The organism is Citrobacter sp. Cpo103 (assembly GCF_030332605.1).
GTDB classification, from domain to species: Bacteria; Pseudomonadota; Gammaproteobacteria; order Enterobacterales; family Enterobacteriaceae; genus Citrobacter; species Citrobacter portucalensis.
This window is the reverse complement of the sequence record NZ_JAOWHO010000036.1, coordinates 1-18483: the sequence shown is the minus strand read 5'-3', so window position 1 is coordinate 18483 and position 18483 is coordinate 1. Positions and strand designations below refer to the sequence as shown.

At 52.7% G+C, this 18483-nt stretch carries 18 protein-coding genes and 1 tRNA gene; 10 read left to right on the top strand and 9 right to left on the bottom strand.

What is annotated here, in order from left to right; genetic code table 11:
- Nucleotides 1-16: 16 nt before the first annotated feature.
- Entirely contained in the window at nucleotides 17-1021 is a 1005-nt protein-coding gene (gene argF, locus OGX89_RS23070) for an ornithine carbamoyltransferase (RefSeq protein ID WP_126957092.1), read from the bottom strand.
- On the bottom strand, nucleotides 991-1086 hold the full coding sequence (gene argL / locus OGX89_RS23905) for a putative translational regulatory protein ArgL (RefSeq protein WP_370867251.1): 96 nt from the start codon (nucleotides 1084-1086) through the stop codon (nucleotides 991-993). Before argL ends, argF begins: the two co-directional genes overlap by 31 nt.
- Before the next feature lie 98 nt (nucleotides 1087-1184).
- Here argL and rraB point away from each other — a divergent pair, with 98 nt between their 5' ends.
- The 3 genes from rraB to OGX89_RS23055 all read left to right on the top strand — a co-directional run bounded on the left by rraB (nucleotide 1185) and on the right by OGX89_RS23055 (nucleotide 3416).
- Nucleotides 1185-1610, top strand: a complete 426-nt coding sequence (gene rraB, locus OGX89_RS23065) for a ribonuclease E inhibitor RraB (protein ID WP_003025845.1) — start codon at nucleotides 1185-1187, stop codon at nucleotides 1608-1610.
- Nucleotides 1611-1661: 51 nt separating this feature from the next.
- Nucleotides 1662-2420 (top strand): tRNA isopentenyl-2-thiomethyl-A-37 hydroxylase MiaE, encoded by a 759-nt coding sequence (gene miaE / locus OGX89_RS23060; RefSeq protein ID WP_063941024.1) that lies wholly within the window; start codon nucleotides 1662-1664, stop codon nucleotides 2418-2420.
- A gap of 165 nt (nucleotides 2421-2585) precedes the next feature.
- Nucleotides 2586-3416, top strand: coding sequence for a hypothetical protein (locus OGX89_RS23055; RefSeq protein ID WP_003830260.1), 831 nt, complete (start codon nucleotides 2586-2588; stop codon nucleotides 3414-3416).
- Between the two features lie 26 nt (nucleotides 3417-3442).
- Here OGX89_RS23055 and OGX89_RS23050 read toward each other — a convergent pair whose 3' ends face one another.
- From OGX89_RS23050 to pepA, 4 genes are all read right to left on the bottom strand, one after another.
- Complete coding sequence (locus tag OGX89_RS23050; RefSeq protein ID WP_075145277.1) at nucleotides 3443-3946, bottom strand: GNAT family N-acetyltransferase; 504 nt, start codon at nucleotides 3944-3946, stop codon at nucleotides 3443-3445.
- Between the two features lie 218 nt (nucleotides 3947-4164).
- Entirely contained in the window at nucleotides 4165-7020 is a 2856-nt protein-coding gene (locus OGX89_RS23045) for a valine--tRNA ligase (RefSeq protein ID WP_181230842.1), read from the bottom strand.
- Nucleotides 7020-7463 (bottom strand): DNA polymerase III subunit chi, encoded by a 444-nt coding sequence (gene holC, locus OGX89_RS23040; RefSeq protein WP_003025862.1) that lies wholly within the window; start codon nucleotides 7461-7463, stop codon nucleotides 7020-7022. The genes OGX89_RS23045 and holC overlap by 1 nt, the downstream gene beginning before the upstream one ends.
- Before the next feature lie 136 nt (nucleotides 7464-7599).
- The gene (gene pepA, locus OGX89_RS23035) at nucleotides 7600-9111 is read right to left on the bottom strand and encodes a leucyl aminopeptidase (protein WP_003025870.1); all 1512 of its coding nucleotides are present in this window, start codon (nucleotides 9109-9111) and stop codon (nucleotides 7600-7602) included.
- A gap of 153 nt (nucleotides 9112-9264) precedes the next feature.
- On the opposite strand from pepA, the gene OGX89_RS23030 reads away from it, so the two are divergent.
- From OGX89_RS23030 to lptG, 3 genes are all read left to right on the top strand, one after another.
- Nucleotides 9265-9315, top strand: a complete 51-nt coding sequence (locus tag OGX89_RS23030) for a hypothetical protein (RefSeq protein WP_212723231.1) — start codon at nucleotides 9265-9267, stop codon at nucleotides 9313-9315.
- Between the two features lie 62 nt (nucleotides 9316-9377).
- Entirely contained in the window at nucleotides 9378-10478 is a 1101-nt protein-coding gene (gene lptF, locus OGX89_RS23025; RefSeq protein ID WP_043018253.1) for an LPS export ABC transporter permease LptF, read from the top strand.
- A complete protein-coding gene (lptG, locus tag OGX89_RS23020) occupies nucleotides 10478-11560 on the top strand; it encodes an LPS export ABC transporter permease LptG (RefSeq protein WP_003025875.1) in 1083 nt (360 codons plus the stop codon). Before lptF ends, lptG begins: the two co-directional genes overlap by 1 nt.
- Before the next feature lie 102 nt (nucleotides 11561-11662).
- Here the strand turns inward: lptG and OGX89_RS23015 are convergent, their stop codons facing one another.
- Both OGX89_RS23015 and ahr read right to left on the bottom strand, forming a co-directional pair.
- On the bottom strand, nucleotides 11663-13165 hold the full coding sequence (locus OGX89_RS23015; RefSeq protein WP_003830246.1) for a helicase HerA-like C-terminal domain-containing protein: 1503 nt from the start codon (nucleotides 13163-13165) through the stop codon (nucleotides 11663-11665).
- Between the two features lie 147 nt (nucleotides 13166-13312).
- Entirely contained in the window at nucleotides 13313-14332 is a 1020-nt protein-coding gene (gene ahr, locus OGX89_RS23010; protein WP_111466188.1) for an NADPH-dependent aldehyde reductase Ahr, read from the bottom strand.
- A 230-nt stretch (nucleotides 14333-14562) separates the two neighbouring features.
- Here ahr and OGX89_RS23005 point away from each other — a divergent pair.
- The 3 genes from OGX89_RS23005 (at nucleotide 14563) to OGX89_RS22995 (ending at nucleotide 16213) form a co-directional block, all read left to right on the top strand.
- A tRNA-Leu gene (locus OGX89_RS23005) sits at nucleotides 14563-14647 on the top strand.
- Nucleotides 14648-15168: 521 nt separating this feature from the next.
- A complete protein-coding gene (locus tag OGX89_RS23000) occupies nucleotides 15169-15483 on the top strand; it encodes a hypothetical protein (RefSeq protein WP_020996252.1) in 315 nt (104 codons plus the stop codon).
- Nucleotides 15484-15562: 79 nt separating this feature from the next.
- Entirely contained in the window at nucleotides 15563-16213 is a 651-nt protein-coding gene (locus OGX89_RS22995) for a hypothetical protein (RefSeq protein ID WP_118263067.1), read from the top strand.
- Nucleotides 16214-16265: 52 nt separating this feature from the next.
- Here OGX89_RS22995 and OGX89_RS22990 read toward each other — a convergent pair whose 3' ends face one another.
- A complete protein-coding gene (locus OGX89_RS22990) occupies nucleotides 16266-17087 on the bottom strand; it encodes a hypothetical protein (protein ID WP_286561222.1) in 822 nt (273 codons plus the stop codon).
- Nucleotides 17088-17324: 237 nt separating this feature from the next.
- Between OGX89_RS22990 and OGX89_RS22985 the strand changes: the two genes are divergently transcribed.
- A protein-coding gene (locus tag OGX89_RS22985) for an IS3 family transposase (protein ID WP_155959297.1) occupies nucleotides 17325-18472 on the top strand; the annotation gives its coding sequence in 2 pieces (ribosomal slippage) (nucleotides 17325-17562 and nucleotides 17562-18472; 1149 coding nt in all).
- Nucleotides 18473-18483 lie beyond the last annotated feature (11 nt).

Sequence of the window (18483 nt, the reverse complement as noted above, 5' to 3'; positions counted from 1 at the left end):
CTTTTCATCCATGCCCTCACTTCGCCAGCGTCGCCACCATCACCGCTTTGATGGTGTGCATCCGGTTTTCCGCCTGATCAAATACGATACTGGCGGGGGATTCAAAGACCTCATCGGTCACTTCCATTCCGCCGTGCAGACCATATTCCTGTGCCATTTGTTTGCCAAGCGTGGTTTGATCGTCATGAAACGCGGGCAGGCAGTGCAGGAATTTCACCTGCGGATTGCCGGTCAACGCCATCATCGCGCTATTAACCTGGCACTTACGCAGCAGCGCAATACGTTCGGCCCACTTCTCTTTTGCTTCGCCCATTGATACCCAGACGTCGGTATAGATGAAGTCCGCGTCTTTCACGCCAGTGGCGACATCTTCAGTCAGCGTAATATTGCCGCCGTTTTTCTGCGCCAGCGCTTTGCACTCCGCAACCAGACTTTCTTCCGGCCAGCAGGCCTGCGGTGCGACTAGGCGCAGATCCAGCCCGGTTAACGCGGCGGCTTCCAGCATGGAATTGCCCATATTGTTGCGGGCATCACCGGTGTAGACCAGCGTCATCTCATTAAACGCTTTACCCGGCAGGTGTTCCTGCATAGTTAACAGATCCGCCAGCAGTTGAGTGGGGTGAAACTCGTTGGTTAATCCGTTCCACACCGGAACTCCGGCATATTCCGCCAGCGTCTCGACAATCTCCTGACCGTGACCCCGATACTGAATACCGTCGTACATGCGGCCGAGCACGCGGGCGGTGTCTTTGATCGACTCTTTATGGCCAATCTGGCTGCCGCTTGGCCCGAGATACGTCACGCGCGCGCCCTGATCGTATGCGGCAACTTCGAAAGAGCAACGGGTACGGGTTGAGTCTTTTTCGAAGATGAGCGCGATGTTTTTACCGGTGAGCTTAGCGACTTCAGTGCCGTTTTTCTTATCTGCCTTCAGCTGTGCGGCGAGCTGGAGCAGTGACGTGAGTTCAGCAGAGGTGAAATCAAGCAGTTTCAAAAAATGTTTCTGATAAAACGCAGACATGGTTCCCTCACATGGCTTAGGCCATTTATTGAATTAAAATTCAATTTATATGGATGTTTATTCATTTGCAACCTTGTTTAACAAATCTTTCCTGGAAAGGTGGAGGCAATGACAGCGGTATGTGACAATAAGAGTATCGGCAGGACATTATGAGGAACGAGCCATGGCAAACCCGGAACTACTGGAAGAACAGCGTGAAGAAACGCGCTTGATTATTGAAGAGCTACTCGAAGATGGCAGCGATCCAGATGCGCTGTACACCATCGAGCATCACCTTTCCGCGGATGACTTCGAAACCCTGGAAAAAGCGGCAGTAGAAGCCTTCAAGCTGGGTTATGAAGTGACCGAGCCGGAAGAGCTGGAAGTGGAAGAAGGCGACACGGTTATTTGCTGTGACATTCTGAGCGAATGTGCACTGAATGCGGAGTTGATTGATGCTCAGGTTGAGCAACTGATGAACCTGGCTGAAAAATATGATGTGGAATACGACGGTTGGGGTACCTATTTTGAAGACCCGAACGGCGAAGAAGGTGAAGACGGCGACGATGAAGACCTCGTCGACGAAGATGATGACGGCGTGCGTCACTAAGTCATCTACTGGCCTGCGGTAGCCCAGGCTGCCGCAGGCCAAGGACAACGTATGGATTACCTGCAAATACTTTCCCCGATCTACAACTTCCTGCACTGTAAAACGCCCCAGGCCTGGCTTGATAAAGCGCGAGACCCAGCGAATCTGCCTCTGTTATTGACCGATCACCTCGTCTGTGAGCTGAAAGCGGCGCAAACGGCGATGCTGCTGGTGCGTAAGTATGTCGCGGATAAACAGGGATCGCAGGCGCTGCTGGAATGGCTGAAGCCCTATGAAGCGTTTGCTTTCAGAGAAGGGGATGAGCCGGATTTTATCGCGCTGAATAAACAGATAAGCAAAAGCGTGATGCCGCAAACCGACGACCCGTGGGGACGCAAGCTTATCGACAGCATGGTTTTGCTGATCAAAGAAGAGCTGCATCATTTCTGGCAGGTGCGTGAGGCGATGATGAGCCGCAACATTCCCTATATCAAGATTACCGCCAGCCGTTACGCCAAAGGCATGCTCAAAGAGGTACGCACCCATGAGCCTTTAACGCTAATCGATAAACTGATTTGCGGGGCTTACATTGAGGCGCGTTCCTGCGAACGGTTCGCCGCGCTGGCGCCGTATCTGGATGATGATCTGCAGGCGTTTTATCTGTCGCTATTGCGATCCGAGGCCCGACACTATCAGGATTACCTGGCGCTGGCGCAGCAGGTTTCAGCCGATGATATCAGTAGCCGGGTGCGGTTTTTTGGCGAAGTAGAAGCCGCGTTGATCACCTCTCCTGACGATGAATTCCGCTTCCACAGCGGTGTGCCAGCTTAATTCTTTTCTTTGACGCGCGGTGCTCATCGCCGCGCGGTTTAATCCTTCCTGTTTCTGTTAGCAAAATCTGGTGGCTGGAAATCGCTCGCTGCTGCCGTAATAATCAAAACACACGAAGGGGAAATATATCCCCGTAACAGAGATGATTTGGCATAAGGATGGTTAATGAACTGGGCACACGTTTTGTTGGCAGGTTATATCGGGGCGGTGATTGCTATCGTCGTCGGCATGTTTCGCAAAAAAGGCTGGCTGGGCAAGATCTCCGGCGCGGTGGTTTTTGTGCTGGCGATTATCGCGTGGAATCTGTTTGATGTGCACTACCTGATCCCACGCGAAAGCCCGGATTATGGTCTGACCGAAGAGCAGCAGTTTGAAAAGGCGATGCTCTCCAATCCGGCGTTTCAGGTGATTAAGGAGCAGGAACCTGAGTTGACACAAAAAATTATCAGCCAGGCAGCGCAGATGAAGAAAGCAGGGAGTAGCGAACAGCAGGTTATCGACGCGATACAGCCGCAAATTCTTCAGTTGCAAATGGCAAGATTGCAGCAGGCGCCAGATGCCAATGTCATTGAATATATGAAAATTAACCTTGAGCAGATCGCTGCTGTGGCCAAAATCGGTGATGACGAATGCTTCCGCTTTCTGTTTCCGGCAGTGAAAGGGGGGATTAACCCGGCACGTCTGGTTCCGCATGAGATCATGAACCGTCGTATGGCGAGTGATATGAGTATGATGCGTGCTGCCTATGGTCCGAACAAACATACGGTCGCGGCAGAAGAGAAACAGCTGGCGTTGCAGGATCTGCAAGCAATAAGCCCTGGGTTAGTACAGCGCTATGGGCCGGATATTCAGATCATGGCCGATCCGACTAAAGCGATCGGCAAAGAGAAGATTGCCTGTGAGATAGTGCAGGATCTCTGGTCACAGGTGCTGAAGCTGCCAACCGCCCGCGCGGCTGGCGTTATTCGACTGATGCTCTCAGCCGAGATGCAGTAACGCGGCTAAAGCCTCTCGGCGTAAGGTCAGAGGGGCTTTAACATCCGCACTTCACAATCTACGTGCCCGGTACAGCCGAGCGCTTCGCTGATATGCTCAAAGCCTAAATGTTCATACAGGCGGATAGCCTCGGTCAGAAACGCCGTGGTCTCCAGATAGCACTGCTTAAACCCCTGCTCGCGGGCGTGATCCAGCGCCATCAGCGCCAGCTTTTTCGCCAGCCCTTGACCGCGTGCGCTCGACAGAAAGTACATCTTTTGCAGCTCGCAAATGTCCGGTTCGCTACAGCCTAACGGCGCGACGCCGCCGCCGCCCACCACCTGACCATTCTGCTCAACCACCCAGTAGGCCGCGCCCGGCTGGCTGTAAACCTGAAAAAGTTCGTCCAGATTGGGGTCGGCCACCGTGTAACCTTTATCGGCGGTCAGGCCGTGTTCGGCAGAGACCTCGCGGATGACGTGGGCGATAGCGGCGTTATCGTCGGCGGTAATGCGGCGTAGCGTCGCAGAAACAGGGGTAATGACACTCATAGCGAACTCATGACATAAACGTGGGACATATGCAGTTAATACCACTGCGGTGAGGGGAAGCGCAAGCGAGGATAATTCAATAAAAAGCCTCTGAGCATATGCCTCAGAGGCTTTTGTCGTCTGCGGTGTCGGATGGCGCTACGCTTATCCGACCTACGTTGACGGTGCTGTATGCCGGATAAACGCAGCGCCATCCGGCAAACGTACAGGCACGATGATTACAGCGCGGCGATGACCGCCTGCTGCTCAATCAGCTTCGCTTTTGCTTCTGCGTAACCGTCCAGCTTCTCACGCTCTTTGGCGATGACCGCTTCCGGTGCGCGAGCGACAAACCCTTCGTTGGAAAGCTTGCCTTCGATACGGGCAATCTCACCTTCGATTTTCGTCACTTCTTTCGCCAGACGCGCCAGTTCATCTTCTTTGTTGATGAGGCCCGCCATCGGGATCAGCAGCTCGGCGCCGTCGATGATTTTGGTCACCGAAACCGGACCTTTGTCATCGGCTGGCAGCACGGTGATGCTTTCCAGACGTGCCAGGTTAAGCAGGAAGCTGCGGTTGTCGTTCACACGACGCTCCGCATCGGAGCTCGCACCGCGCAGCAACAGCTCCAGCGGTTTGCCCGGTGCGATGTTCATTTCCGCACGGATGTTACGTACGGCAACGATCGCCTGTTTCAGCCATTCGGTATCAGCAAGCGCGGCTTCATCAACCTGTGCGGCGTTATATTCCGGGAACGGCTGCAGCATGATGGTATCTGCGGTGTTGCCGCAAATCACTTTCACGCGCTGCCAGATGGTCTCGGTGATGAACGGAATAATCGGGTGCGCCAGGCGCAGCAGACCTTCCAGCACGGTAACCAGCGTATTGCGGGTGCCGCGCAGTTCAGACTCAGAACCACCGGTCATTACCGGCTTGGTCAGTTCCAGATACCAGTCGCAGAACTGGTTCCAGGTGAACTCGTACAGGATGCCCGCGGCGATGTCGAAGCGGAAGTTATCCAGCGCTTCGCGGTACGCTTTAACGGTCTGGTTGAATTCAGCGAGGATCCAGCGGTCCGCCAGCGACAGGGTCATTTCGCCGCCGTTGAAACCGCAATCATTTCCTTCGGTGTTCATCAGCACGAAGCGGCTGGCGTTCCACAGCTTGTTACAGAAGTTACGGTAACCTTCCAGACGCTTCATATCCCAGTTGATGTCGCGACCGGTAGAGGCCAGCGCCGCCAGGGTGAAACGCAGGGCGTCGGTACCGTGTGGCTCAATGCCGTCCGGGAACTGCTTCTCGGTACGTTTGGCAATCTTCTCTGCCAGCTGCGGCTGCATCATGTTGCCGGTACGCTTAGCAAGCAGGTCCGCCAGCGAGATACCGTCGACCATATCCAGCGGGTCAATCACGTTACCCTTGGATTTGGACATCTTCTGGCCTTCGTCGTCGCGGATAAGACCGGTCATGTAGACGGTCTTAAACGGTACCTGCGGCTTGCCGTTTTCATCTTTGATGAAGTGCATGGTCATCATGATCATGCGGGCAATCCAGAAGAAGATGATGTCGAAGCCGGAAACCATCACGCTGGTTGGGTGGAACTGACGCAGCGCGTCGGTGTTTTCCGGCCAGCCGAGGGTAGAGAAGGTCCACAGCGCGGAGGAGAACCAGGTATCGAGAACGTCTTCGTCCTGACGAAGCTGAACGTCGGCGCCGAGGTTGTTTTCCTGACGCACTTCGTCTTCTGTACGGCCAACGTAGACGTTGCCGTCGTTGTCATACCATGCCGGGATACGGTGACCCCACCACAGCTGACGGGAAATACACCAGTCCTGAATGTCGCGCATCCAGGAGAAATACATGTTTTCGTACTGTTTTGGTACAAACTGAATGTCGCCGTTCTCAACCGCTTCTACCGCCGGTTTCGCCAGCACGTCGGCACGGACGTACCACTGGTCGGTCAGCATCGGTTCGATAACTACGCCGCCACGGTCACCGTAAGGTACGGTCAGATCGTGCGGTTTAATTTCTTCCAGCAGGCCCAGCGCGTCAACGGCTGCGACGATCGCTTTACGCGCGGCAAAGCGTTCCAGCTTCTGGAATTCAGCCGGGATAGCGTTGGAGTAAACGTCAGACTCTTCGCCTTTGGTGTCGTACACTTCTGCGGTTTCGCGGATGTCGCCATCAAAGGTCAGAATGTTGATCATCGGCAGGCCGTGACGTTTCCCGACTTCGTAGTCGTTAAAGTCGTGCGCAGGCGTGATCTTCACGCAGCCGGTGCCTTTTTCCATATCGGCATGTTCATCGCCCACGATCGGAATACGGCGGTCAACCAGCGGCAGAATAACGAACTTGCCGATCAGATCTTTATAACGCGGATCTTCCGGGTTCACGGCCACGCCGGTATCGCCCAGAATAGTTTCCGGACGGGTGGTGGCGACGACCAGGTAATCTTTACCGTCTGCGGTTTTCGCGCCGTCGGCCAGCGGATAGCGGATGTGCCACATGGAGCCTTTAGACTCGCGGTTTTCCACTTCCAGGTCAGAGATGGCGGTGCGCAGTTTCGGGTCCCAGTTCACCAGGCGCTTGCCACGGTAAATCAGGTCTTCTTTGTACAGGCGAACGAAAACTTCTTTCACGGCATTGGAAAGGCCTTCGTCCATGGTGAAGCGCTCGCGCTCCCAGTCAACGGAGTTGCCGAGACGGCGCATCTGACGGGTAATGGTGCCGCCGGATTCCGCTTTCCACTGCCAGATTTTGTCGATAAACGCTTCGCGACCGTAGTCGTGACGGGTTTTACCTTCTTCAGCGGCAATCTTACGCTCAACCACCATCTGGGTGGCGATACCCGCGTGATCGGTACCGGCCTGCCACAGAGTGTTTTTACCCTGCATGCGCTGGTAGCGGATCATGGTATCCATGATGGTTTGCTGGAAAGCATGACCCATATGCAAACTGCCGGTGACGTTCGGCGGCGGGATCATGATGCAGAAGGACTCTTTGCTTTCATCGCCGTTAGGTTTGAAATAGCCCTGCTTTTCCCAGTGCTCGTAAAGCGGCTGTTCGATATCTTGTGGGTTGTATGTCTTTTCCATTATTTCCAGGTTGCCGTATTCAGGTTAAAACCAGCCACGCGGTAAGCTTTGTAGCGATCGCGTGCCGATTGTTTCAAAGAATCTTCGTAAGGAACGAAGTCTATCACTTCTGTGAAAGCGGTGGCAAAATCTGCAAAGCCAACGCGCAAACTGATCAGCAGGTCGCGCGGGCTGCTGTTGCGTTTCTCCGGCCAGGCTATTTCTACCGGCGCGCCGCCTCTGGGGCCTTCACCCGCCAGATTATGCGGAACAAAGCTTTCTGCCGGTCTTGCCCACAGGGCTTCATCCAGTCGAAGAGCCTGCTTTTCGTTTTCACAGGCGATCAGCACGCGCTTGCCAGCCCGCCAACGTTCTGCGGCAATTTCACACACCAGTTGCTCAACGGCGCTTAAGCCATCTTGTTGTGTGTCGTTGTCCAGAAGATAGAACGTCGCATTCTTCATATATGGGGCTTCTTGTGGTGGATTTAAATGCGTTGCCATGATGCACACCGTAGGCCTGATAAGGCGCAATAGCGCCGCCATCAGGCGTTTTGCCGGATGGCGCTGCGCTTATCCGGCCTACGGGGCAATCTCAAACTTACTCTTCGCCGTTAAAACCGGCGCGATTGAGCAGGAACTGCGACAACAGCGCCACCGGACGACCGGTTGCGCCTTTGGCTTTCCCTGAACGCCATGCGGTACCGGCGATGTCCAGGTGCGCCCAGTTGTACTTACGGGTAAAGCGTGACAGGAAGCAGCCTGCGGTAATGGCTCCGCCAGGACGTCCGCCGATGTTCGCCATATCCGCAAAGTTGGACTCTAACTGCTCCTGGTATTCATCACCCAGCGGCAAACGCCATGCGCGGTCGCCAGCCTGCTCGGACGCGCCGATCAGCTCATGTGCCAGCGGATTGTGGTTCGACATCAGGCCGGTGATGTGATGGCCCAGCGCAATCACGCACGCGCCGGTCAGGGTTGCGACGTCAATCACCGCCTCCGGCTCAAAGCGCTCGACGTAAGTTAACACGTCGCACAGCACCAGACGGCCTTCGGCGTCGGTGTTGAGCACTTCAACGGTCTGCCCGGACATCGTGGTCAGTACATCGCCTGGGCGATACGCGCGGCCACCCGGCATGTTTTCGCAACCCGCCAGCACGCCGACGACGTTGATTGGCAACTGAAGCTCAGCGACCATGCGCATCACGCCGTATACCGCTGCAGCACCGCACATGTCGTACTTCATCTCATCCATGCCTTCGGCAGGTTTGATGGAGATACCACCGGAGTCGAAGGTTAACCCTTTACCGACCAGCACAATCGGACGCGCGTCTTCGGACGGATTACCTTTGTACTCGATGACCGACATCAGCGACTCGTTCTGCGAGCCGTGACCGACGGCCAGATAAGAGTGCATGCCCAGCTCTTTCATCTGCTGTTCGCCGATCACGCGGGTCACAACATTTTTGCTGTAGCTGTCTGCCAGCTGGCGCGCCTGAGAGGCCAGGTAGGCGGCGTTACAGATGTTCGGCGGCATGTTGCCGAGATCTTTTGCCGCTTTAATACCGGCGGCGATCGCCAGACCGTGCTGGATAGCACGCTCACCGCTGGTCAATTCGCGGCGGGTCGGTACGTTGAAGACCATTTTACGCAGCGGGCGACGCGGCTCGCTTTTGTTGGTCTTCAGTTGATCAAAGCTGTATAGCGTTTCCTGTGCCGTCTCAACGGCCTGGCGCACTTTCCAGTAGTTGTTGCGCCCTTTGACGTGCAGCTCAGTCAGGAAGCAGACGGCTTCCATTGAGCCAGTATCATTCAGCGTATTGATGGTTTTCTGAATGACCTGCTTGTACTGGCGCTCATCAAGTTCGCGCTCTTTGCCACATCCAATGAGGAGAATTCGCTCAGACAGAACGTTAGGAACATGGTGCAGCAACAGGGTTTGACCCGGTTTGCCTTCCAGTTCACCACGACGCAGCAGTGCGCTGATGTACCCGTCGCTGATCTTGTCGAGCTGCTCTGCAATCGGAGAGAGGCGGCGTGGTTCAAAGACACCCACGACGATGCACGCACTCCGCTGTTTCTCCGGGCTACCGCTTTTTACACTGAACTCCATGCACTACGCTCCTGAATCTTAAAGACAACGGCGGTGGCTACGGATAGAATTGCAAGCTTTCGTAACTCATACCCGCTGTTGCGGTGACTTCGTGTTAATCTTAACGTTATTACGGCATTGGCACGTCAGAACAATTTCTGAGAGGTGGATCCGTTGAGTATAATGATCTTAGCGACGATTTCGACGACTCAAGAGAATAAATGACGTTTAAGCCATGAAACAAGCTAAATTCCGGCAAAAGACGGGTTTTTACGGGCGTATTTAAAGTGATAATCATAAGATATCTGGTTCGGGAAACGCTCAAAAGCCAACTTGCGATCCTATTCATCCTGCTTTTGATCTTCTTTTGTCAAAAGCTGGTCAGGATCCTTGGTGCGGCGGTTGACGGTGATATCCCGGCGAATCTGGTGCTCTCGCTGCTGGGGCTGGGCGTGCCAGAAATGGCGCAACTTATCTTGCCATTAAGCCTGTTCCTCGGGCTGCTGATGACGCTGGGCAAACTGTATACCGAAAGTGAAATTACGGTCATGCACGCCTGCGGGCTGAGCAAGGCTGTATTAGTGAAAGCGGCGATGGTGCTGGCGCTGTTTACCAGTATTATTGCGGCGGTCAACGTGATGTGGGCTGGACCGTGGTCCTCCAGACATCAGGACGAAGTGCTGGCGGAGGCGAAAGCGAACCCCGGTATGGCGGCGCTCGCTCAGGGCCAGTTCCAGCAGGCGACTAACGGTGGTTCGGTGCTGTTTATCGAAAGCGTTGACGGCAGCAACTTCAAAGATGTGTTCCTCGCGCAAATCCGCCCGAAAGGTAACGCCCGTCCTTCGGTGGTGGTAGCGGATTCCGGACATCTTACCCAGACGCGCGATGGCTCTCAGATCGTGACGCTTAACCAGGGTACGCGCTTTGAAGGGACCGCGCTGCTGCGCGATTTCCGCATTACTGACTTCCAGGATTATCAGGCGATTATCGGTCATCAGGCCGTGGCGCTGGATCCAAACGATACCGACCAGATGAACATGCGTACGCTGTGGACGACCGATACCGATCGCGCCCGTGCGGAGCTGACCTGGCGTATCACGTTAGTATTCACCGTATTTATGATGGCGCTGATGGTCGTACCGCTGAGCGTGGTGAACCCGCGTCAGGGTCGCGTACTGTCGATGCTGCCAGCCATGCTGCTCTATTTGCTGTTCTTCCTGGTGCAGACGTCGCTGAAGTCGAACGGCGGTAAAGGTAAGCTGGATCCGGTATTCTGGATGTGGACGGTTAACCTGGCGTATCTGGCGCTGGCGATTGTGCTTAACCTCTGGGATACGGTGCCGATGCGCCGCTTGCGTGCCCGTTTTATGCGTAAAGGAGCGGTATAATGCAGCCCTTTGGTGTACTTGACCGCTATATCGGTAAAACCATTTTCACCACCATCATGATGACATTGTTCATGTTGGTGTCGCTCTCCGGGATCATCAAGTTTGTCGACCAGCTGAAAAAAGCCGGGCAGGGGAGCTACGATGCGATGGGCGCGGGGCTGTATACCCTGCTCAGCGCGCCGAAAGATATCCAGATCTTCTTCCCGATGGCGGCGCTGCTGGGTGCTTTGTTGGGTCTGGGCATGCTGGCCCAGCGCAGCGAACTGGTGGTGATGCAGGCTTCCGGTTTTACCCGTATGCAGGTGGCGTTGTCGGTGATGAAAACCGCGATTCCGCTGGTGCTGCTGACGATGGCCATCGGTGAATGGGTGGCGCCGCAGGGTGAACAGATGGCGCGTAACTACCGTGCGCAGCAGATGTACGGCGGCTCGCTGCTCTCTACTCAGCAGGGTTTGTGGGCGAAAGACGGTGACAGCTTTGTCTACATCGAGCGAGTGAAAGGCGAGGCCGAGCTGGGCGGGATTAGCATCTACTCGTTTAACGACAAGCGCCGTCTGCAGTCCGTTCGCTATGCCGCAAGCGCGACATTTGACCCGGAGCAGAAGGTCTGGCGTTTGTCGCAGGTGGATGAATCCAACCTGACCGATCCGAAGCAAATCACCGGCTCGCAAACGGTGAGCGGCACCTGGAAAACCAACCTGACACCCGACAAGCTCGGCGTCGTGGCGTTGGATCCTGACGCGCTGTCGATTAGCGGTCTGCATAACTACGTGAAGTACCTGAAGTCGAGCGGCCAGGATGCCGGACGCTACCAGCTCAATATGTGGAGCAAAGTCTTCCAGCCGCTGTCTGTAGCGGTCATGATGCTGATGGCGCTGTCATTTATCTTTGGTCCGCTGCGTAGCGTCCCGATGGGCGTGCGCGTGGTGACAGGGATTAGCTTTGGCTTTGTGTTCTATGTGCTGGACCAAATCTTTGGCCCGCTGACGCTGGTGTACGGCATTCCGCCGATTATCGGTGCGCTGCTGCCAAGCGCCAGCTTCTTCCTGATAAGCCTGTGGCTGATGCTACGTAAGTCGTAATCACAGTAATCGTAGGCCTGATGGCGTTGTGCTTTTCAGGCCTACTCCGGACCCGTAGGCCGGATAGGGCGTCCACGCCGCCATCCGGCAACGTAACACGGGCTAGCGTTTTCTCCCGCCCATCAAACTCCCCAGCATACCGCGGATTATCTGATTGGTAACCTGTCGCGCCGCGCTTTTCGCCACGCTCTGCACCACGCCATCGCGCTTACCGCCACGCGGTCCGGTGCTGCCAAACAGAATATCCTTCAACCCACCGAGAATACCGCCATCCACATCGACAGCTTTACCGTTGGCGGGAGGTGTATTTTGCTGCTCGGTACTGGCCTGCACGCCTTGCTGTAAACGTTCATAGGCGGACTCGCGGTCGATATCTTCTTCATATTTGCCGTACAGCGAAGAGTGATTAATCAGCCCGTTGCGCTCGTCGTCCGTCACCGGTCCCATCCGTGAGCATGGCGCAATCACCATCGCCCGTTCAACCACAGAAGGGCTGCCTTTGGCGTCCAGAAACGACACCAGCGCCTCACCGGTTCCCAGCTCCTGAATGGCTTTTTCGGTATCAAATGCCGGGTTGGCGCGCATGGTTTGCGCCGCGCTTTTCACCGCTTTCTGGTCTTTCGGGGTGAACGCGCGCAGGGCGTGCTGCACGCGGTTCCCCAACTGACCAAGCACGTTGTCCGGAATATCCGACGGGTTTTGCGAGACGAACCACACGCCGACCCCTTTCGAGCGGATCAGGCGGATCACCTGCTCGATTTTATCCAGCAGCACCTGCGGAGCATCGTTGAACAGCAGGTGCGCTTCATCGAAGAAGAACACCAGTTTTGGCTTCTCCAGATCGCCTGCTTCCGGCAATTGTTCGTACAGTTCGGAGAGCATCCACAGCAGGCTGGCAGCGTACAGTTTGGGCATCTGGTAGAGCTTCTCGGCGCTGAGGATGTTGATCATCCCTTTGCCGCTGGCGTCGGTACGCATCCAGTCTTTGATGTCCAGCATCGGTTCGCCAAAGAAGTGTGCCGCGCCCTGTTGATCCAGCGACAGCAGCCCGCGCTGGATAGCCCCGACCGAGGCGCTACTGATATTGCCGTACTGATTCTGGAAGGATTTAGCGTTATCGCCAATGTACTGGGTGATAGCCCGCAGGTCTTTGAAATCGAGCAGCAGCAATCCCTGGTCATCGGCAATACGGAAGATAATATCCAGCACACCGGACTGCACGTCGTTGAGGTTCAGCAGACGGGCCAGCAGCAGCGGTCCGAGGTCAGATACAGTAGCCCGCACGGGATGACCTTTTTCGCCGAAGATATCCCACACGGTGACCGGATTAGCATGCGGTTGCCAGTCGGTAATGCCGATATTTTTCAGGCGGGCGAGCAGCTTTTCAGAGGCTTGTCCTTCCTCGGCTACACCGGTTAAGTCACCTTTCACATCGGCCATAAATACCGGCACGCCAATCTCGGACAACGATTCGGCCAGTTTCTGTAGCGTGACGGTTTTACCGGTCCCGGTCGCGCCGGTAATCAGCCCGTGGCGGTTGGCCATACCTGGCAGTAAAAACAATTCGGTGTCCGGTGTGCGGGCAATTAGCAGGGGTGCGCTCATTGAGATTTCCTCCATTTATCCTGCCTGGAGTATAGGCAACCGTGACGCACTCTTCACCGCTAAATTGCAGAGATTGTGAGGAGAATTTAACCTGTCTGGAATAGCGGGGAGAATAGCCGGGAAGCTTACGCCACCCGGCAAAGACGATCAGAAGTCGGCTTTAAGCACTACGCGGTAGCGGGCTTTGCCGTCACGCACGTGCTGGATAGCTTCGTTAATTTGCGACATCGGGTACAGTTCGGTGGTGGGCGACACCTTGCTGCGCCCGGCAAACTTCATCAGCTTGCGCAGTTCGAACGGCGTACCGGTCGCCGAACCAGAGATACTGCGATCGCCGGCAATTAAGGTGAACGCCGGAACCGGCAGCGGCTTCAGCACCGCGCCGACGGTATGGAAGTTACCGCCGTAGGCCAGCGCTTCAAAATAGGGCTGCCAGTCGAGATCGACGTTAACCGTGTTAATAATGAGATCGAACTGGCCCGCCAGCGCTTTTAGCGCATCCGGATCGCGGCTGTTGACCACTTTATCCGCCCCCATTGCCAGCACTTCCTGCTCTTTCGCCGGATTGGAGCTGAACGCGGTCACTTCGCAACCCATCGCATGTAACAGCTTAATGGCGATATGCCCCAGGCCGCCGATGCCGATCACCCCGACGCGGCTGGTGGCGGTGATATGGTGCATCAGCAGCGGTTTGAACACCGTGATGCCGCCGCACAGTAAGGGGCCAGCGGCTGCCAGATCGATACTGTCCGGCAGCGGGATCACCCACTGCCAGTCGGCCCGCAGCTTCTCGGCAAAGCCGCCGCGATTAAGAATTGTGGGAACAGACCCTTCCAGACAGTTAATCTGATTACCGCTGATACAGGCGTCGCAATGCCCGCAGCTGCGCGCCGTCCAGCCAACGCCGACGCGCTGACCAACTTTCAGGCCCTTATCCTGCGCCGCGCTGCCGAGCGCCGCCACGCGACCAATCACCTCATGCCCGGCAACCAGCGGATACTGAGAGAATCCCCATTCGTTGTCGATCATCGACAAATCGGAATGGCAGATACCGCAGTAATCGACCTGGACTTCTACATCCTCCGGCTTAAGCTCGCCAGCATCATATTCATAGAGTTCGAGTTCGCTGCCCGCCGCTTTTGCAGCGTAGCTTTTTATCATCGACATCGTGTTTCCCTCAGTGTGGTGTTGAACTGGAAGTGTAGAGCATGGGGAAACGGGACGCTTCGCAGAAGGGGGGATTAAGGCGGTTATTGCGTGGGCTAAACCGTGATGTTGATTGCAGGTACAAAAGGTAATGCTGAAATTTTCAACACTTAGCGAGCCAGACACACGCTGGCGCTTGCATGGTGGCGCATGACAGGTATAATCCACAACGTTTTCCGCATCCCTTCCGTGCCGGAGTGGCGAAATCGGTAGACGCAGTTGATTCAAAATCAACCGTAGAAATACGTGCCGGTTCGAGTCCGGCCTTCGGCACCAAGTCACTAAATTCCTTACAATACAGCTAGTTAGGCAATAAAATCTGTCTCTTTTTCCTGTAAGAAATGCTCTGTTATGTCCCTTGAAAAAGCCGCTGTGGTTGATAGTGGTAATTGGGATGTTAACTCATAGCGGCGTGTAGTTCCAAGCGTCAAACACGTACTGACTCAACTTGAAAGCTATGACGTAGCCACCGTCTCAAAACAATCCCAAAAACTTTTAGTGAAGCGCATTTTAGCCCGATGCCCCCGTTCATGTCGCCGTCGCGAGACGCCGCAGGGGATAAACAGGTTTATGGTGGTCACGGTACTTGCAGATCATATGCAAGCTCTGCCAGCGGTTCGGCCTCGCTCCCCTTGGGTACATGGTCACCCTGATAAGCCTCACTATCTGACATAACCCTGATGAAGTCGCCAGACGCTCCGTTTGTTGTCTTACCACCAACGGGGCTAATTGACTTCTTTTATTTAAAAAAATTTGCGGTATCATCTGATTGACAAACCAAATATCTGGGTGGCTATATGACTTTCGTAGAAGTTGCTGTATGGAGCGATGACGCTTGTTCAAAGCAAATTGTAGAGTTCGATTTGCCTATTTCTGTCTGCGATAGACATGATTTTTTTCTGAAAGCTGTTAATGATTATCTGGTCGATAAGGAATATATAGAAGATCAACATGATAATTTTTTGACTAACCTTGAATTATCCGAAGTTAAATCAATCACAACATCAAGAGATGTTATGTATGATTGTTATATGATTGATAAACACACTAATGAATGCACACATGTTTATTCTGGTCATAAGAAGATGCAAATTTCTTCTCGATCTATTTAACCTTGTTGTTAATCTATAATTTTGTAGTTTGAGTTGTCGTTTTTATTTGAATGAAAATATTTTCGATAAGGATAGAATTATGAAATCACGTGACCTCAAAACAATTCATGATTTGATTGCAACTAATTATCAGAAACTTGACCTTGGCAATGGTCACTTTTTACATACTTTTCAACCTGCAACAACTGATACAACATATCAGTTTGAAGCTAATTTCGAAGATGTCATCGTTGAGGGAGAACGATATAATATTGGTTTCACCGAGGAAAATGGCTGTAAGGTAGTTGACCTATCCTGTCTATCCAAGGCGTCCATTTTGGATAAAGATTTTAGCTATCTATATGCTCGTAATATGTCAAAACAAAAACATGATGAGAATAAAGGAAAGAATGACTCGCGGGTAAAATATCAATCCGAAGATGGTTATTACTGGGGTAGGAAATATGCGTGGCGGGAATTTGGTTTGGTTTTGCCTCGCGATGCCTTCGAAAGCTATTTAATTGGTTGTGTTAAGCACCCTACAATTGAATGCGTAGTCGAAACCGAGGGGTATCCAAAAGGTGAGGATTCTATTGCCTTTAAAGAAGATGGCCTTGAAAAAGCCATAGATGAGTTAATAGACACTGCTGTTATGGTTAACAAAGGGCCTTATTTTAAATCTCCATTATACTTTAATAATGAAAAAAGATTTACTATTAAGGGTGTTCCTGCGATAACAGATAAAAAATAAAATAAACTATAAATAAGGTTGGTATGTTGTTTGAGTTTTTATCAGCCTTATTTTATTTTCTTGTCTGCTTTTTAATCCATTCTTTATACCATTTTGAAGCTGTACGGTATGATACCCTCATTATATAGGAGGCAGCGAGCGGAGTTGCTTTTGCATCATAGAGCATGAGTATTCCTTTCGCACCTTCCGCGCTGAATGTGCCATTACTTTTTCTGTTTTTCGGATGGCCGGGTTGTATAGTATCCATAACTTCCCGTGGAATGTTGCGGATTATTTTATTTGTGGTTTCTATAGTAATATTCAGCTTGTCAATCCCAGCGTTAACCTTTTTCTTTAACCGCTTAATCTCCTTGAGGTATGCTTGCTCTGCGGCGTCAAATGCCAATGTGTTAAAAGATAACTCAAAGCAAAATGACTTTTCCATCATTTTTCTTTCTATATTCTTTCTAAACTTTTGTATGCGTTGGACTGCTGAGTAATCATATTTTGCTATTTTATGTCCGTTAGGGAAGTCATACTCTGCCAGATTTAAATATGCTCCAATATCTATGGTTATTCTGTGGATCTCATGACCTATAGTATTACGGTAGTCAATCATTTCTTTCAGTTGTACGCTTTCTTCTTGTGTTATGACACCTTCTAAAATGAGTAATTCATGTGCTTTTTTAAAACTAATTTGCTCTTCGTTATTTGTTTTTGGGTTCGTGTTATCAAGGATTTTTCTTAGGCGTTTTGTAACTTTGACAGAACTGATAATAAAACCTTTCAGGTTTTCTACATAGAAAAGCACTAACACCATTTCTAGCGCTCGAAGTTTAAGTACATCTGCTTCTAAAGTGGTTACGGTACGACCATGTGGGCGATATCTTTCCATTCCTGAAAACTCCCCATTCAACCATCAGTATAATAATTAGTAGCTTCGCAGCTTGAGTAATCTGTGGCCTCAAGTCAATCATGATGGATGAGTAGTATGTATTGAGTCCTTTGTTGCTCATGTCATTTCAGGTATTCTTGGCTTGAAAAATTGCACGCTTGTGGTTGCCCCTCCTGAATCGCCACGGGTTTAACAGACACCTCGGAGTCATTTAAGATGACTTAAAGAGAGGTGCCCATGAGCGGTAAACGTTATCCCGAAGAGTTTAAAATTGAAGCAGTCAAACAGGTTATTGATCGCGGTCATTCTGTTTCCAGCGTTGCAACACGTCTCGATATCACCACCCACAGCCTTTACGCCTGGATAAAGAAGTACGGTCCGGACTCATCCACTAATAAAGAACAGTCAGATGCTCAGGCCGAGATCCGCCGACTCCAGAAGGAGTTGAAGCGGGTTACTGACGAACGGGACATATTAAAAAAAGCCGCGGCGTACTTCGCAAAGCTGTCCGACTGAGGTACGCCTTTATTCGTGACAACTCCCGTTGCTGGCCTGTTCGTCTGCTCTGCAGGGTGCTGGATGTTCATCCCAGTGGCTTTTACGCCTGGTTTAAACAACCGTATTCTCAGCGCCACCAGGTAGATCTGAGACTGACGGGACAGATCAAACAGTTCTGGCTGGAGTCCGGTTGCGTTTATGGTTATCGCAAGATCCATCTGGACTTGCGGGATAGCGGTCAACAGTGCGGAGTGAACAGAGTCTGGCGACTGATGAATCGTGCCGGGATAAAGGCTCAGGTCGGGTACCGGAGCCCGCGGGCACGCAAAGGCGAGGCCAGTATCGTATCGCCCAACAGGCTCCAGCGACAGTTCAATCCGGATGCTCCGGATAAGCGTTGGGTAACGGACATAACCTACATCAGGACCCACGAAGGCTGGCTGTATCTTGCTGTGGTTGTTGATCTGTTCTCACGCAAAATTATCGGCTGGTCAATGCAATCCCGGATGACAAAGGACATTGTCCTGAACGCACTGCTGATGGCTGTATGGCGGCGTAATCCCCAAAAACAGGTGCTGGTTCATTCGGACCAGGGCAGTCAGTACACAAGCCATGAGTGGCAGTCGTTCCTGAAATCACACGGCCTGGAGGGGAGCATGAGCCGTCGCGGTAACTGTCACGATAATGCGGTTGCAGAAAGCTTTTTCCAGTTGCTGAAACGCGAACGGATAAAGAAAAAGATCTACGGAACGCGGGAAGAAGCCCGCAGCGATATTTTTGATTACATCGAAATGTTTTATAACAGTAAGCGTCGGCATGGTTCGAGCAATCAGATGTCACCGACAGAATATGAAAACCAGTATTATCAACGGCTCGGAAGTGTCTAGATTATCCGTGG